This is a genomic window from Comamonas sp. DB36 (assembly GCF_057914905.1).
Genome location: NZ_CP196632.1, coordinates 294,280 through 309,767, shown reverse-complemented (window position 1 = coordinate 309,767; position 15,488 = coordinate 294,280). Strand labels below are relative to the sequence as shown.

9 protein-coding genes are annotated in these 15,488 nt (G+C 66.9%); 4 read left to right on the top strand and 5 right to left on the bottom strand.

Features of this window, described 5'->3' with window-relative positions; translation table 11 throughout:
- Nucleotides 1-181 precede the first annotated feature (181 nt).
- Both ACSVDO_RS22390 and ACSVDO_RS22385 read right to left on the bottom strand, forming a co-directional pair.
- Entirely contained in the window at nt 182-3,964 is a 3,783-nt protein-coding gene (locus ACSVDO_RS22390; RefSeq protein WP_489597281.1) for a putative Ig domain-containing protein, read from the bottom strand.
- 768 nt (nt 3,965-4,732) lie between these two features.
- Nucleotides 4,733-5,542, bottom strand: coding sequence for a helix-turn-helix transcriptional regulator (locus ACSVDO_RS22385; RefSeq protein ID WP_489597279.1), 810 nt, complete (start codon nt 5,540-5,542; stop codon nt 4,733-4,735).
- Between the two features lie 101 nt (nt 5,543-5,643).
- On the opposite strand from ACSVDO_RS22385, the gene ACSVDO_RS22380 reads away from it, so the two are divergent.
- Both ACSVDO_RS22380 and ACSVDO_RS22375 read left to right on the top strand, forming a co-directional pair.
- A complete protein-coding gene (locus ACSVDO_RS22380; RefSeq protein ID WP_489597385.1) occupies nt 5,644-6,627 on the top strand; it encodes a 2-dehydropantoate 2-reductase in 984 nt (327 codons plus the stop codon).
- Between the two features lie 144 nt (nt 6,628-6,771).
- The gene (locus ACSVDO_RS22375; RefSeq protein WP_332536398.1) at nt 6,772-7,461 is read left to right on the top strand and encodes a TerC family protein; all 690 of its coding nucleotides are present in this window, start codon (nt 6,772-6,774) and stop codon (nt 7,459-7,461) included.
- Between the two features lie 84 nt (nt 7,462-7,545).
- Here the strand turns inward: ACSVDO_RS22375 and ACSVDO_RS22370 are convergent, their stop codons facing one another.
- The gene (locus tag ACSVDO_RS22370) at nt 7,546-8,430 is read right to left on the bottom strand and encodes a LysR substrate-binding domain-containing protein (protein ID WP_332536397.1); all 885 of its coding nucleotides are present in this window, start codon (nt 8,428-8,430) and stop codon (nt 7,546-7,548) included.
- A 131-nt stretch (nt 8,431-8,561) separates the two neighbouring features.
- Here ACSVDO_RS22370 and ydiJ point away from each other — a divergent pair, with 131 nt between their 5' ends.
- A complete protein-coding gene (gene ydiJ, locus ACSVDO_RS22365; RefSeq protein WP_489597277.1) occupies nt 8,562-11,606 on the top strand; it encodes a D-2-hydroxyglutarate dehydrogenase YdiJ in 3,045 nt (1,014 codons plus the stop codon).
- Between the two features lie 9 nt (nt 11,607-11,615).
- Here ydiJ and ACSVDO_RS22360 read toward each other — a convergent pair whose 3' ends face one another.
- Both ACSVDO_RS22360 and ACSVDO_RS22355 read right to left on the bottom strand, forming a co-directional pair.
- Nucleotides 11,616-13,850: a xanthine dehydrogenase family protein molybdopterin-binding subunit gene (locus ACSVDO_RS22360; protein ID WP_489597275.1), complete on the bottom strand. Its 2,235-nt coding sequence runs from the start codon at nt 13,848-13,850 to the stop codon at nt 11,616-11,618.
- A gap of 11 nt (nt 13,851-13,861) precedes the next feature.
- The gene (locus ACSVDO_RS22355) at nt 13,862-14,335 is read right to left on the bottom strand and encodes a (2Fe-2S)-binding protein (protein ID WP_332536392.1); all 474 of its coding nucleotides are present in this window, start codon (nt 14,333-14,335) and stop codon (nt 13,862-13,864) included.
- A gap of 205 nt (nt 14,336-14,540) precedes the next feature.
- On the opposite strand from ACSVDO_RS22355, the gene ACSVDO_RS22350 reads away from it, so the two are divergent.
- A complete protein-coding gene (locus tag ACSVDO_RS22350; protein WP_489597273.1) occupies nt 14,541-15,449 on the top strand; it encodes an AraC family transcriptional regulator in 909 nt (302 codons plus the stop codon).
- Nucleotides 15,450-15,488: the final 39 nt, after the last annotated feature.

Genomic DNA, 15,488 nt, shown 5'->3' with positions numbered 1-15,488 from the left:
TACGACGTTGCCGCCGGATAAACTGCCGCGCTGGCGCCTGACGGACTGGTCTTGTGTCCCGGACTTGATAGACCTTCCCAGCCATCCTGCCATGGACTTCTTGTCGCAGCAGGCCTGGCCTGCTGCCTGTCTCTGCCGGCGCACGCCCAGCGCGCCGCCGGGCCGCGCCCGGTCGCCAGCCTCAGGCGAACTCTATGCCCGTGGCCGCCAAGCCCACCAGGTCGATGCGCACGGCATTGAGCTCCAGATTGCTGGCCAGCACCGCGAGCTCGCCGCCCGTCACGCCCTGGGCCAGCATGGCGACAAACGGCTGCAGCTGGGCAGGCGTCGCGGCGCTGCCCACGACGTTGGTCCACAGCAGCTGCGTCACCTGAGCCGGCGTGGACGCGCCCAGCAATTGCAGGCCCAGTTGCGCCAGGCTTTGCGCGCTGATGCCCGCGTCCAGCGCGCGAATCACTTCGCCCACCAGCGGCTTGTTGTCCAGGAACGCGGCGCCGGCCACCGCGCCTATCAGTTTGGCGGCCTCGCCCGCGTGGCCGTCCAGGTCCAGGGCCAGCTTCGTGTCGCTCAGCGTGAGCCGCTCCACATTCATCAGCTCGAGCATTGCGCCATCGGTCATGCGCTGCAGCGTGTAGCCTGCGTCGCCTGCTTCGATATGCAGCTGCGCAAAGCTGGCCGGGAAGACCACGGTGTCAATGCCCGCGCCGCCGTCGACCGACCAGGCCAGGCCCGGTGTCGGGGTAAAGGTGTTGTCGCCGGCATCGCCCGTGAACGCGGTTGCGCGCTCGGCATCCACGCGGATCGCGCCCGCGCTGCCCATGCCTTCGAGCAGCTGCTGCGCCGTCCTGCCGCCGGCCTGCTGCGGGAACACCAGGGCAAACAGCTCGGCAACTTGAACGGCCGTCTTGCCTTGCAGCGTCTGGATCACCGCGCCTTCGGACGGCGTCGGTTCGCGCCCCATCCATTGCTGGAACAAAAAGGCTGCCACTTCCTCGGCCTCGCTATAGGCCACGGTCAGACTCGGGCCGGTCGCAAAGCGCACCTGCTCCACGTCGACCAGCCAGTCGGAGATGCCACTTACGCCATGGGTCAGCTTGATGCCCGCGCCGTCGAGCGTGATCGTGTAATCGCTGCGCTTGCCTTCCTGGAGGGCGACATCAAAGCCCGTGCCGCCGTTGAGGCGGTCGCTGCCCGAGCCGCCGGACAGCAGGTCATTGCCCGCGCCGCCAAACACGATGTCGTTGCCCGCGTCGCCGTAAATCTGATCGTTCCCACCCTTGCTGCCCACAGTGTCGTTGCCGCCGCCGCCGTGGATGATGTCGTCATCGGCGCCCAGCACGATGTACTGGGCCGCGCCATCGCCGCTGGCCATGTTCTGGCCGGCGCCGCCCACCAGGCGCACATTGCCGACCACGGCAATGAAGTCGACGTTGTCGACCTGTATGGTGCTGCCGCTGGGCAGGGCGCGCGCATCAAGAATGACGGCCTGCATGCCGTCGCCCGCAACGGTGCTGCCGCTGATCACCAGGGGCAGGTCGGGGTTGAAACCCGCCCCTGGTGTGGCGGTGATGGTCTGAATGGTCAGTGGCTCCGACGGACTCAGCGTGGCCAGAAAGGCCTGTCCGTTGTTGGTCAACTCGGCGTTGCCACCGCCAAAGCGCTCGATGCGCAGGCTCAGTTCGGCCAGGGCTGCGTCACCCGTCGCGGGGTTTGGCAGGCCCTGGGCCTGCAACGCCACGCCCACGGGCACGCTGACCTGCAGGATGGAGTGGCCGTCGCTGCCTTTGACCAGGGGGATGTCGGCCAGCGGCGAGGTCGTGCCGGGAGTGTCGGGGCGAGTGGGCGTGACCACCGGAATGGTGATGATGGTGGTGCCGCCGTCTCCGGGCGTGGTGACTACGGGCACGCCGTCCACCGGCACAGGAGTGGGTTTCGTGGGTTCCGTGGGAGTCACGGGCGGCACGGTGCGCGTGATCACCAGGCTGAAGGTCTCGGTCACCGCGCCGCCATTGCCGTCATCGGCAGTGACATCGATGCTGAGGGTGCCATTGTCACCGGTGACGGGCGTGCCACTGAAGGTGCGGGTCGCGGTGTCAAAGCTCAGCCAGGCAGGCAGAGCTGCCCCACCGGTCAAGCTTGCACTGTAGGTGAGACTGTCTCCGTCCAAATCGACAAAGCTGTTGATCGCAAATTGGAAGTTGAATGCAGAGCCCTGTGTGGCGCTCTGGTCAGGCACTGCATTGGCAACCGTAGGCGCATCGTTGACCGCAGTGATGTTCACCGTGGTGGTGCCCAGGGTGTTCAGCGCGCCGCCAGGGCCTTGGCTGCCGTCGTTGCCATCGCTGAAGGTCCATGTCACCTCTGCGCTGGCGGGCGGATTGTGGCTGGTGTTCTGGTAGGTCAGCGATTGCAGCGCTCCGTTGACGAGGGCCTGGGTGGCCGCGCTGTTGAAGGTGATGGTCAGGGTGCCGCCCGCCTGGATAAAGTTGCCTATGGTCGTACCGCTCCACAGCACATCGCTACCGCTGAATTCAAGATTGCCGCTGGCACCAAACAGGTCTTCGGCGCTGGCGCCGGCGCTGCGGCTCAGGGCCAGGCTGGCACCGCCGTAGTGACCCTGGTCGGCCAGGTCGGCATCCAGCACCTGCGCGTCGGGGGCGAGCAGCACGGCGCTGGCGTGCTCGGTGTAACTTGCGGTGGTGCTCAGGGAGTTGCCGAAGCTGGTGTCCAGCGTGCCATCGGCATTCAGGCGAACCACGCTAAAGTCCTCAGTGCCGTTGTCGGCAATGCTAGATCCCGACAGCAGGATTTTGCCGTCGTCTTGCAGGATCACGCTGAAGGCATAGTCACGGATACCGCCCACGGGAAGGATGAGCTTGCCGCCAGTGCCAAAGCTGGTGTCCAGCGTGCCATCGACATTGAGGCGCACCGCGCTGAAGTCAGCGTTACCGCCGCTCCAGCTATTGCCCGCCAGCAGGATCTTGCCGTCGGCTTGCAAGGTCATGCTGTAGGAAATGTCGTCGTTGTTGCCCACGGGAAGGATGAGCTTGCCGCCGGTGCCAAAAGTGTTGTCCGGCGTGCCATCGACATTGAGGCGCACCACGCTGAAGTCATAGCTACCGCCGCCCCAGCTATAGCCCGCCAGCAGGATCTTGCCGTCGGCTTGCAAAGTGATGCTGTAGGAAATATCGATGCTATTGCCCACGGGGAGGATGCGCTTGCCGCCGGTGCCAAAGCTGGTGTCCAGCGTGCCATCGGCATTCAGGCGCACCACGCTGAAGTCCTCGCTGATGTTGATCAAGCTATTGCCCGCCAGCAGGATCTTGCCGTCGGCTTGCAGGATGGCGCTGTATGCCTGATCGTAGCTACTGCCTACGGGAAGGATGAGCTTGCCGCCAGTGCCAAAGCTGGTGTCCAGCGTGCCATCGGCATTGAGGCGCACCACGCTGAAGTCCTGGATGCCGACGTTGCCCGTGCTATTGCCCGCCAGCAAGATTTTGCCGTCGGCTTGCAGGAGGACGCTCCGGCTCTGATCAGAGTGGCTGCCGACAGGAAGGATAAGCTTGCCGCCGGTGCCGAAGCTGGTGTCCAGCGCGCCATCGGCATTCAGGCGCACCACGCTGAAGTCGTAGATGCCGACGTTGTCCGTGCTGGAGCCCGCCAACAGGATCTTGCCGTCGGCTTGCACGGTGGCGCTGTAGGCATAGTCATTGTTATTGCCCACGGGAAGTATGAGCTTGCCGCCGGTGCCAAAGCTGGTGTCGAGCGTGCCATCGGCATTGAGGCGCACCACGCTGAAGTCAAAGCTGCTGCCGTTAATGCTATTACCCACCAGCACAATCTTGCCGTCGGCTTGCAGGACGGCGCTGTTGGCATTGCCATTGCCATCGCCCACGGAAATGACGAGCCTGCCGCTGTTGGCGGACATGAATTTGGGAGACGTGTTGGTGATGATTGCGGTCATTTTTGAAATATTTTTAGGCTTGTCGCTTATTCTGTAAGCGTTGCCAGGTATGCGTTTTATGGTTTTGACGGCACTGATTGCTGTGACCCTCTGGCCATAAAAACCGTCATCCGCCTGTGTGCGTGTTGGCCTCTGCGGCCTGGAGAGACAGCCGGGCTTTTCAAGTGCTGAGTTTGTATAGTGCTTTGACGGTGGTTTTGCTCATGAAGGAACTCTTTGGCTGAATGACGAAGTCCTTGGGGCGCGGCCTGCGAACACAGGCAGCGCTGCAGGTGCCTCAACCTCTTTGCCGCGCATCCAGAGCCGCAGTGAGGTAACTGATAGAGTATTCCTATGCCGATAAATGAAACTGAGCGTTTCTGAGTGCCGAAGAAGAATGACGCTGTTGCCCATGCGTCCTCGCGGGCATTTGCAAGCCCCTTTTTGTGGGATCTCAGCGGTCTGAACGACTTGTGAACCGGGTCGCCCGCTCTGGCTGTCGCGCACTAGCCGGCACATCAAAGACACAGGGGCGAGACGGACGGGGCGCGTCTGGCTAGGTGCGCGGCCGCTGCGAGTGGCAGGGCCAGGCGACGCAGCAACATCCCAAGGACCGTGGAGATCACGGCTACCAAGAACCGCTAACACAACCCAGCAAATCGAAGATTTGTGGTTGCACCCAGGCGCGGCCGGCGAGGCGCGGCCGGCCAGGCGCGGCCGGCCAAGCGCAGCGCCGCAGGCAGTGCATGCAGCACGGCGAGGCGGCGCAACGACGCAGCAAGGCTTGTATCAGCGGCTCTGAACCCGAAACCGCCCCGGCGTCACCCCCGCATGCACCTTGAATACTCGCTGGAAATGCGCCTGGTCGGCAAACCCCAGTCCATGGGCGACATCGGCCAGGCCCGCGCCCGCACGCAGGTGCTCGCGCGCGCGGTTGATGCGCTGGTTCAGCTGCCAGGCATGGGGCGTGAGGCCGGTCGCGGCGCGAAAGCTGCGAATCAGCTGGAAGCGGCTCATGCCGGCCAGGCGCGCGAGATCGGCCAGCTCGGTGTGCACCGCCGGCGCATGGCGCAGGAATTCCAGCACCGGCTGCAGCTGCGCGCTGCAGCGCGCGCTGGTCGGGCCCGGCGCAATGCGCAGGCCCTGGGCGCCATCCATCGCGCCGATGAACTCTATCAGCGCGGCTTCCTTGTGCTGCACCGCTGCCGCTGAAAACAACAAGGCGTTGAGGCGGCAAAAGCGGGCATAGGCCGCAGGGTCGGCAACGATGCGAATGGCCGCGCTGTCGTCGCCCGCGTATTCGGCGCGCACGCCCTGCAGCCAGGCGGCGTCGAGGTGCAGCATCTGGTAGCTCCAGGCGCCGCCCGGCTCGGGATTGCAGGCATGGACCCGGCCTGCGGGCACCAGCACCAGCGTGCCCACCTGCAGCGTTACCGGCCCGCCCGGCGCGCCCGTGAAACAGCTGCCGCCGCCGTCCACCGCGCCTATGGAGAACGTCGCATGGCTGTGCGGCCTGTAGCAGGCCCGGCTGTCGCAGGCGCGCCGGCTTTCGGCATAAGGCATGGCTGCATCGCGCCAGAATTCGGTAAGGGCTCGCATGGCGTGATTGTAGGAAGTCGCGCAAGGCAGCTTGCGCGAGAATGACGGCCAGCCCCGGGGCCATCCCTGCGCGGCGCAAACGAATAATCAGGAGCATCATGATCAAAGTCTGTATCTACGGCGCCGGAGCGATCGGCGGTTTGATAGGCGCGCGCCTCGCGGCCGCGGGCGACTGCGCGGTCAGCGCCGTGGCGCGCGGCGCGACGCTGGCCGCCTTGCAGCAGCACGGCTGGCGCGTGCTCAGGGATGGGGAACTGCTGCAGGCGCCCTGCGCGCGCGCGTCGGCCGATCCTGGCACGCTGGGCGTGCAGGACATCGTCGTGGTTGCGGTGAAAAGCCAGGCCATGGGCGAAGTGGCCCAGGCCATCGCGCCATTGATAGGCCCGCGGACGCTGGTGGTGCCCGCGATGAACGGCGTGCCCTGGTGGTTTGCCCAGGGCGTGCAGAGCCTGGGCGAGGCGCCGCTGGAAAGCGTGGACCCGGGCGGACGCATTGCGCGCGCGATTCCCCTGGAGCAGGTGATCGGCTGCGTGGTCTACGCCAGCGCCTCCATGCCCGAGCCGGGCCTGGTGGCGCACAAGATGGGGCTGGGCCTGGTGCTGGGCGAGCCACGCGGCGGCGATTCCGCGCGCCTGCGCGACCTGGTGGCCCTGCTCAACGCCGCGGGTTTCGAGGCCAGGGCCTCGGCTGCCGTGCGCCAGGACATCTGGTACAAGCTCTGGGGCAACATGACCATGAACCCGATTTCGGCAATCACGGGCGCCACCATTGACCGCATTCTCGATGACGATCTGGTGCGCGACTTCTGCTCGCTGGCCATGGCCGAAGCCGCGCTGATCGGCGAACGCATTGGCTGCGCCGTCGCGCAAAGCCCCGAAGACCGGCATGCGGTCACGCGCCAACTGGGAGCGTTCAAGAGCTCGATGCTGCAGGACGTCGAAGCCCAGCGCTCGATAGAGCTCGATGCCATTGTCGGCGCAGTGCTTGAAATCGCGCACCGACTGGACATGCGCGTTCCCAATATCTCGGCGCTGATGGGCATCACCCGGCTGTTCGCGCGCAGCAGACAGCTCTACCCGGCCTGAACGCGGCCAAACCAGGCGTTTCACGCGCCAATTTACGCAGTATTACGAACTGCGAGCACCGAATTTCAGGCCTAAACTCCCCGCACTCATAAAAAGAGAGCGCCGCGCCCGCGGCGCTTTTATATTCATAACAGTGGAGTAAAAATGGAATTTCTCAGCACCACCGACTTCTGGATCGGTCTCGTCAAGATCATCTGGATCAACATCATCCTGTCCGGCGACAACGCCGTGGTCATTGCCCTCGCGGCGCGATCGCTGCCCCCTGAGCAGCAGAAAAAGGCCATCATGTTCGGCTCCGGCGCTGCCGTGGTGCTGCGCATCGCGCTGACCGTGGTCGCAGCCAAGCTGCTGGAGCTGTCGTTCCTGCAGGTCATCGGCGGCGTGCTGCTGCTGTGGATAGGCTACCAGCTGCTGTCCGGCGGCGACGAAGAAGAAGGCCACGGCAAGGGCAATGGCTCGATGATGGCCGCGATCCGCACCATCCTGATCGCCGACCTGGTGATGAGCCTGGACAACGTGATTGCCGTGGCGGCCACCGCCCAGGGCAACATGGTCCTGTTGATCCTGGGCCTGGCCATCAGCATTCCGCTGGTGATCTTCGGCTCCACTTTGATGATCAAGCTGATGGAACGCTTCCCCGTGATCATCACGCTGGGCGCGGCGCTGATCGGCTGGGTCGGCGGCGAAACCGTCGTCAACGACAACCTGCTGCACGGCTACACCATGGCCCACCCCTGGCTGCACTACGCGGCTGCCGCAGCCGGTGCGATACTGGTCGTCGGCCTGGGCAAGCTGTCGCAGGCCCGCGCCGCGGGCAAGCAAGCCCAGATCTGAGCCGGGAAACGCCAGGGTGTGAGTCTCTGGCGGCTTTCCTGAAGAACGCACTGCCCCGGCAGTGCGTTTTTCGTTGGGGATACGTTATGCCTGCTGCGCCAGCAGCCAGGCGCGAAATGCCGCCAGCGCGGGCAGCGTCTCGTTGCGCTCGGGATAGACGAGGTAGTAGGAGCGCTCGCTGACCATGGCTGCGCCGACTTCGACCAGCCCAAGGCGGCGGTCTTCGTCGTCGATCAGCGCACGCGGCACCAGGCCCACGCCCATGCCCGCGCGCACCGCCTGCATCAGGTGCGAGGTCAGCTCGAAGCTGGGCCCGACCTTCATCTGCCGGTGGTCCAGGGCGTTGTGGCTGAACCATTGCGCCCAGCCCTTTTGATTGCTGGCCACCGTGAGCAGCGTTTGCGAGGCAATCCATTCGGGCGTCGCCGGCTTGCCGTTCAAGGCCTCAGGGCTGGCGATCGCCACCAGGAACTCGTTGTGCAGGCAGTGGGCGCGCAGATCGGGCCAGTCGCCGACGCCGCCCACGGTGATGGCCGCGTCCAGCTCCTGCGCATTGAAGTCGATGGCGCCTATGCGCGAATGGATGTGCAGCGTCACGCCCGCATGGCTGCGGTAGAAGTCGTGCAGCCGCGGCAGCAGCCATTTGGAGCCATGGGTGGGCAGCGTCGCCAGGCGCAGCGCGCCGCCCTCCTGCTGCGACATCGCCTGCAGCGTGGCCGCGCGTATGCGCCCCAGCGCCGCGACCACTTCGGCCGCATAGCGCCGGCCCAGTTCGGTCAGTTGTACCGAGCGTCCCTGGCGCCGGAACAGGCTGATGCCCAGCTGCGATTCCAGTGTCTGTATCTGCCGGCTCACCGCGCTCTGGCTCAGCGCCAGCTCTTCGGCGGCGCGCGTATAGCTTTCATGGCGCGCCGCGGCCTCGAACACCAGCAGCAGCGACATGGAAGGGGTCAGGCGGCGGTAATGCATGAGTTTTATGCAGCAATTGCCGCTGAAATATCCGTTTGTATTGGCAAATTATCAGACAGATACTCAGCAGCCGGCCATAAAACACATGCATTGAACACATCATTGCCCAGGCCCAGGAACAAGGTATCCCGATGATAGAACGACTTCCCCTGCGCGCCAGCGCGCCCGCCGCCCCCTATGCCGAGTTTCTTGCCGCCTTGCGCGCCGCGGGTTTCGCGGGCGAGATCCGCAGCGACTACGCCAGCCGCACGGTGCTGGCCACCGACAACTCGATCTACCAACGCCAGCCCCAGGCCGCCGTTTTTCCCGCGCATGCCCAAGACGTGCAGACCGTCACGCGGCTGCTGGCCGAGCCCGCGCACCGCGACATTGCGCTCACGGCGCGCGGCGGCGGCACGGGCACCAACGGTCAGTCGCTGACCGACGGCATCGTCATGGACCTGTCGCGCAACATGAACCGCATCCTGGAGATCAACGCCGAAGAACGCTGGGTGCGGGTGCAGGCCGGCGTGGTCAAGGACCAGCTCAACGCCGCATTGAAGCCCCATGGGCTGTTCTTCGCGCCCGAGCTGTCGACCTCCAACCGCGCGACCATAGGCGGAATGATCAACACCGACGCCAGCGGCCAGGGCAGCTGCACCTACGGCAAGACGCGCGACCATGTGCTGGCCATAGACTTCGTGCTGCTGGGCGGCGAGCGGCTGCACAGCCAGCCCTTGAATGCCCACGAACTCGACGCCGCCTGCGCGCAAGGCGGCCGCGCGGGCCAGGTCTACCGCACGGCGCGGCGCATTGCCGACACCCAGGCCGAACTGATTGCCGCCAAGTTCCCGCCGCTCAACCGCTGCCTCACGGGCTATGACCTCGCGCATCTGCGCGAGGAAGACAGCCGTTTCAATCTCAACAGCGTGCTGTGCGGCGCCGAAGGCTCGCTGGGCTGCATCGTCGAGGCAAAACTCAACGTGCTGCCGATTCCCAAATATTCGGTGCTGGTCAACGTGCGCTACGCGGCCTTCATGGACGCGCTGCGCGACGCGCGCGCGCTGCTCGCGCGCAAGCCGCTGTCGATCGAGACCGTGGACTCCAAGGTACTGCTGCTCGCGATGCAGGACTTCTCCTGGAGCGGCGTGGCCGAATACTTTCCCGGCGACGCGCAGCAGCCCACGCTGGGCATCAACATCATCGAGTTCAGCGGCGACGATGCGGCGGCCGTAGACCGCCAGGTGCAGGACTTCATCGCCCATCTGCAAGGCGACGCCGGCGTGCGCCGCCTGGGCCATACGCTGGCCGTGGGCGAGGCCGCGGTCAAGCGCGTCTATGCCATGCGCAAGCGCGCGGTCGGCCTGCTGGGCAATGTGCAGGGCGAAGCCCGGCCCCAGCCGTTTGTCGAGGACACGGCCGTGCCGCCCGAGAACCTCGCCGAGTTCATTGCCGAGTTCCGCGCGCTGCTCGACAGCCACGGCCTGCAGTACGGCATGTTCGGCCATGTCGACGCCGGCGTGCTGCATGTGCGGCCGCTGCTCGACATGAAGGACCCGCGCCAGGCGGCGCTGGTGCGCCCGGTGTCGGATGGCGTGGCAGAACTCACGCAGCGCTACGGCGGACTGCTGTGGGGCGAGCATGGCAAGGGCGTGCGCTCGGAATACGCGCCCGCGTTCTTCGGCGAACTCTATCCCGCGCTGCAGCAGCTTAAATCAGCGTTCGATCCGCACAACCAGTTCAACCCGGGCAAGATCGCCACGCCCGCCGAGGCCAGGACGCTGCTACTCAAGGTCGACGGCGTGCCGCTGCGCGGTGAACACGACCGCCAGATCGACGAGCGCGTGTGGCAGAGCTTCGGCGCGGCCATGCACTGCAACGGCAACGGCGCCTGCTACAACTTCGACCCCGACGACGCGATGTGCCCGTCGTGGAAGGCCACGCGCGAGCGCGTGCATTCGCCCAAGGGCCGGGCCTCGCTGCTGCGCGAATGGCTGCGCCTGCAGGGCGCGGCCGGCGTCGATGTGCTGCAGGCCGCGGCCGCCAGGCCGGCGTTTGTCAAAGGCCTGGCCGCACGCTGGCGCAACAGCCGCGCCGCGGCGCGCGGCGAAGCCGACTTCTCGCACGAAGTCTATGCGGCGATGTCGGGCTGCCTGGCCTGCAAGTCCTGCGCCGGCCAATGCCCGGTCAAGGTCAATGTGCCCGATTTCCGCGCGCGCTTCCTGGAGCTCTACCACCAGCGCTATCTGCGGCCACTGCGCGACTACCTGATAGGCTCGCTGGAGCAGACCATGCCCTGGATGGCGCGCCTGCCCGCGGTCTACAACGGGCTGATGGGTGCGGGCTGGGTGCGGCGCCTGCTGCAAAAGCACATAGGCATGGTCGACAGCCCGCTGCTGAGCCAGTTCGATCTGCAGGCGCATCTCACGCGCTGGAACGTGCGGCCGGCGCAGGCGCAGGCGCTGCAGGCCTTGGGCAAAGAACAGCGCCAGCGCAGCGTGGTGATCGTGCAGGACACCTTCACGCGCTACTTCGATCCCGAGCCGCTGGCGGCACTGATCGAGCTGGCATCGCGCCTGGGCTTTCAGGTGTGGCTCGCGCCGCTCAACCCCAACGGCAAGCCGCTGCATGTGCAGGGCTTTCTGGCCGCGTTTGCCCAGGCCGCGATACGCAATGCCCGCGAGCTGTCGGCGCTTGCCGCCTGCGACATTGCGCTCGTGGGCCTGGACCCGGCAATGACGCTGACCTATCGCCAGGAGTACCAGAAAGTGCCGGGCATAGGCGAGGTGCCGCGCGTCGCGCTGCCCCAGGAGTGGCTGATCGACGTGCTGCCAGAAGCCGCGCCCGCGCCGGATGCGCCGCGCTTCACGCTCATGCCCCACTGCACTGAGTCGACCAATGCCCCCGACAGCAGCCAGCAATGGGTGCAGGTCTTTGCGCGCCGCGGCCTCAAGCTGCGTGCCCAGGCCGTGGGCTGCTGCGGCATGTCGGGCACCTACGGCCACGAAGCGCGCAACCTGGAGACCTCCAAGAAGATCTACGCCCAGTCCTGGGAGCGCCAGCTGCCGGTCGAGGGGCCCGCGGACATCGCGCTGGCCACGGGCTACTCCTGCCGCAGCCAGGTGAAACGCCTGTCCGAGCGCCAGCTGCGCCATCCGCTGCAGGCCTTGCTAGAGCAGCTGCGCGCGCCGGCCTGACGCCGGGCTTCAGGCGCGCTTGAACGGCAGCTCGCGCTGCGGCTGGCCCGTGAGCCGCGCCACGGCATTGGCGAAAGCCGGCGCCAGCGGCGGCAGGCCGGGCTCGCCCATGCCCGTGGGCGGCTCGGCGCTGGGCACGATGTGCACGCCGATGTCGGGCATGTCGGTGATGCGCGCCACCGTGAAGTCACCGAAGTTGCTCTGCTCGACGACGCCGTCCTTGAGCGTGATCGCCGCACCGGGCAGGCACATCGACATGCCCATCACAGCCGCGCCCTGCACCTGGGCCTCGACGCTGCGCGGATTGACGGCGAGGTTGCAGTGCACGCCCGCCGTGATGCGCTGCAGCACCGGCTGGCCCTCCTTGAGCGTGGCCTCGACGACATAGGCCACCACCGACTCGAACGACTCGTGCACCGCCACGCCCCAGGCGCTGCCTTCGGCCAGTTGCTTCCTGCCATAGCCGCTGCGGTCCACGGCCAGCTGCAGCGCCGCGCGGTGGCGCGGGTGCTGGTCGCCAAACAGCGCCATGCGGTAGGCCACGGGGTCCTGGGCGGTGCGGCGCGCAATCTCGTCAAGCAGGGTTTCCATGACGAACGCGGTATGCGTGGAGCCCACGCTGCGCCACCACAGCACCGGCACGTTCAGCTTGGGATGGTGCACCGTCAGGCGCATGGGCAGCGGATAGGGGTCGCGCATGCCTTCGGTGGCCGAGGCATCTATGCCGTTCTTGACCTGAAAGCTCTCGAACACCGTGCCCGTGAGAATCGACTGGCCGACGATGGTGTGGTCCCAGGCCAGCACCTTGCCGCTTTCGTCGAAGCCTATGCGCGCGCGGTGCAGATGCATGGGCCGGTAGTAGCCACCCTTGACATCGTCCTCGCGGCTCCACAGCAGACGCACGGGAGCGTCCAGGCCCGCGGCGCGCGCGGCCTTGGCGATTTCGCAGGCTTCGACCACGTAATCGCTGGAGCCGACAAAGCGCCGGCCAAAGCCGCCGCCCGCCATCTGCACCTGCAGCAGCACCTTCTCGGGCGGCAGGCCCAGGGTGCGCGCGGCCGCGGCCGCGTCCAGCCCCGCGCTTTGCGTGCCGACCCAGATCTCGGCGCGGTCGGCCGACAGCCGCACCGTGCAGTTCAGCGGCTCCATGGGCACATGGGCGAGATAGGGGAACACGAACTCGGCTTCGAGCTGCTGCGGCGCCTTGTCCAGCGCCGACATGTCGGCGTCGAACTTGCGCGCGCCGGGCTGGCGCGCCAGTTGGCGGTACTCGGCCAGCTGGCGTTCGCTGTCGACTTTCTCCACGCGCGAAGTGTCCCATTGCAGCTGCAGCGCATCGCGCCCCAGCTTGGCCGGCCAGTAGCCGTCGGCGACGACAGCCACGCCCTCGGCGCCGCCGTCCAGCGGCACGCGCAGCACGGCCTTGACGCCCTTGATGGCGCGCGCCGCGCTGTCGTCGACGGACGAAAGCCGCGCGCCAAACACCGGCGGGTGGGCGACCACGGCCGTGAGCTGGCCCGGCAGGCGCATGTCGATGCCGAAGTCCTGGCGGCCGCTGCTCTTGGCGCGCGCGTCCAGCCGCGTGGTCGGCTGGCCGATGATGCGAAATTCCTGCGGATTCTTCAGGCGCACGGTCTCGGGCACGGGCAAGGCCATTGCGGCTTCGGCCAGCTCGCCGTAGCCGAGCCGGCGGCCGTCGGGCGCAATCACCTGGCCGGCCTCGGTGCGCAGCGTCGCCACGTCGGCATTCCAGCGCCTGGCCGCAGCCGACAGCAGCATGGCGCGGGCGCGCGCGCCCAGCTCGCGGTACTGGGTGAAGCTGTTCTTGATCGAGTTCGAGCCGCCCGTCAGGTGCATGCCGAACAGCGGGTCGTGGTAGGCCGCGTCGTTGGTGCCGCTGGTGCTGCGCACCAGGCTCCAGTCGGCGTCCAGCTCCTCGGCGAGGATCATGGGCAGGCCGGTCTGCACGCCCTGGCCGAACTCGAGCCGGTTGATGGTCACCGTGACTTCGCCATTGGCCGCGATCTGCACGAAGGCCGAAGGCTGCTGCGTGGGCTTGAGCGCGGCGGCGGGCTGGGCCTGCGCATTTGCAAGATGCGGGAAGGCCCCCAGCACCAGGCCGCCGATGCCGGCCATCTTGAGAAAGCTGCGGCGCGGCAGCGCGGCCGGTGCGTCAGCCGCATTGGCCATCAGGCGCTGCAGCGCGCGCGGCAGATCGTTGCTATCGAAGGAAACAGGCAGCATGGGAAACTCCTTCAGGCCAGATTCTTGGCGGCATCGGCCACCGCGGCGCGAATGCGCGCATAGGTGCCGCAGCGGCAGATGTTGCCGGCCATGGCGCTGTCGATCTCGTCGGCGCCGGGCTGCTTGCCGCGCGGCAGCGATTTGAGGAATGCCGTGGCGCTCATGATCTGGCCGCTCTGGCAGTAGCCGCATTGCGCGACATCGTGCGCGACCCAGGCCGCGTGCACCGCCGCGCCGATCGGATCGCTGCCGTCGGTCACGGCCTCGATGGTGGTGATCTTCCGGCCCTCGACCGCCGAGATCGGCGTGACGCAGGAACGAATGGCCTCGCCGTCCAGATGCACGGTGCAGGCGCCGCACAGCGCCGCGCCGCAGCCGAACTTGGTGCCGGTCATGCCCAGCGTGTCGCGCAGGGCCCAGAGAATGGGCGTGCCGGGATCGGCGTCGACCGCGTGGGCGCGGCCGTTGATGTGGAGCGTGGTCATGGGCAGTTCCTGGTGGAGCGAAACGGGCAGCGGAGTCCGGCGCATGCCGCCAGCTCCACTTTGCCGGCAAGTATCCGCGCGCAGCCGCGCGCGCGTTTGCCGTTTTCAAGGCTTGTATTGCCGTTTCCAATCTTTCGCCGCCCTCCTGCGTCGCTCCATGGTCCGTGCGGGTACAGTGGACCCCCGCTTCCCCCAAAGCCTGTACATGTCCATAGAAATCCTGGCCTACGAGATCGGCAAGATTGCCCAAAACGACGGCGACCATGCAACCGCGATCTCGCGGCTGTCGCTGCACCGGCGCAGCGCCCGCACCGCGCCCATGCATTGCATCTACGGGCTGGGCCTGGGCATCACCGCCCAGGGCGCCAAGCAGGTGACGCTGGGCGAGCAGGTGATTGCCTACGCCCCGGGGCAATCGCTGCTCACGGCCGTCGACCTGCCGGTCGTCGCCCATGTGACCCAGGCGGACCTGGCGCGGCCCTTTCTGGGCATGATGCTGCGCTTCGATGCCGGCGCGCTGCTGCCGCTGGCCAGCGAGCTGGCGCTGGCGCCACTGCCGCGCGAGCAGTCGCCCTGCGCGATGTCGCTGAGCCCGCTGGAGGCGCCGCTGCTCGACGCATTGATACGGCTGGTGCGCCTGCTCCATGAGCCGCAGCTGATGGGCACGCTCGCGCCGCTGGTGGAGCGCGAGATCATGGTCCGGCTGCTGTGCGGCCCACACGGCCCCTATCTGCGCCAGCTGCTTTCGGCGGGCTCGCCCAGCCACCAGATCGCGCGCGCCATGTCGTGGCTCAAGCAGCATTTCAGCGGCGAAGTGCGCATCAACGAACTCGCGGCCCTGGTGCACATGAGTCCGTCGACGTTCCGCCAGCACTTTCGCAGCCTCACGGGAATGAGCCCCGTGCAGTACCAGCGCCAGCTGCGCCTGCAGGAGGCGCGCCAGCTGATGCTCAACCAGGCGCTGGACGCGGCCAGCACCGCGGCGCGCGTGGGCTACGAAAGCGCCTCGCAGTTCAGCCGGGACTACCGCCAGCTGTTCGGCGCGCCGCCGCAGCGCGATATCAAGCGCATGCAGCAGACGCCTTCAGGAGACCCCGCAGCGCTGGGCATCTGACGCCCTCGCGTAGAATCGACGCTGGGTGGCATGCCATTG

Coding starts and splice junctions, on each gene's coding strand:
- ACSVDO_RS22390 (WP_489597281.1), bottom strand. CDS start 3,964: ATGACCGCAATCATCACCAACACGTCTCCCAAATTCATGTCCGCCAAC.
- ACSVDO_RS22385 (WP_489597279.1), bottom strand. CDS start 5,542: ATGCGAGCCCTTACCGAATTCTGGCGCGATGCAGCCATGCCTTATGCC.
- ACSVDO_RS22375 (WP_332536398.1), top strand. CDS start 6,772: ATGGAATTTCTCAGCACCACCGACTTCTGGATCGGTCTCGTCAAGATC.
- ACSVDO_RS22370 (WP_332536397.1), bottom strand. CDS start 8,430: ATGCATTACCGCCGCCTGACCCCTTCCATGTCGCTGCTGCTGGTGTTC.
- ydiJ (WP_489597277.1), top strand. CDS start 8,562: ATGATAGAACGACTTCCCCTGCGCGCCAGCGCGCCCGCCGCCCCCTAT.
- ACSVDO_RS22360 (WP_489597275.1), bottom strand. CDS start 13,850: ATGCTGCCTGTTTCCTTCGATAGCAACGATCTGCCGCGCGCGCTGCAG.
- ACSVDO_RS22355 (WP_332536392.1), bottom strand. CDS start 14,335: ATGACCACGCTCCACATCAACGGCCGCGCCCACGCGGTCGACGCCGAT.
- ACSVDO_RS22350 (WP_489597273.1), top strand. CDS start 14,541: ATGTCCATAGAAATCCTGGCCTACGAGATCGGCAAGATTGCCCAAAAC.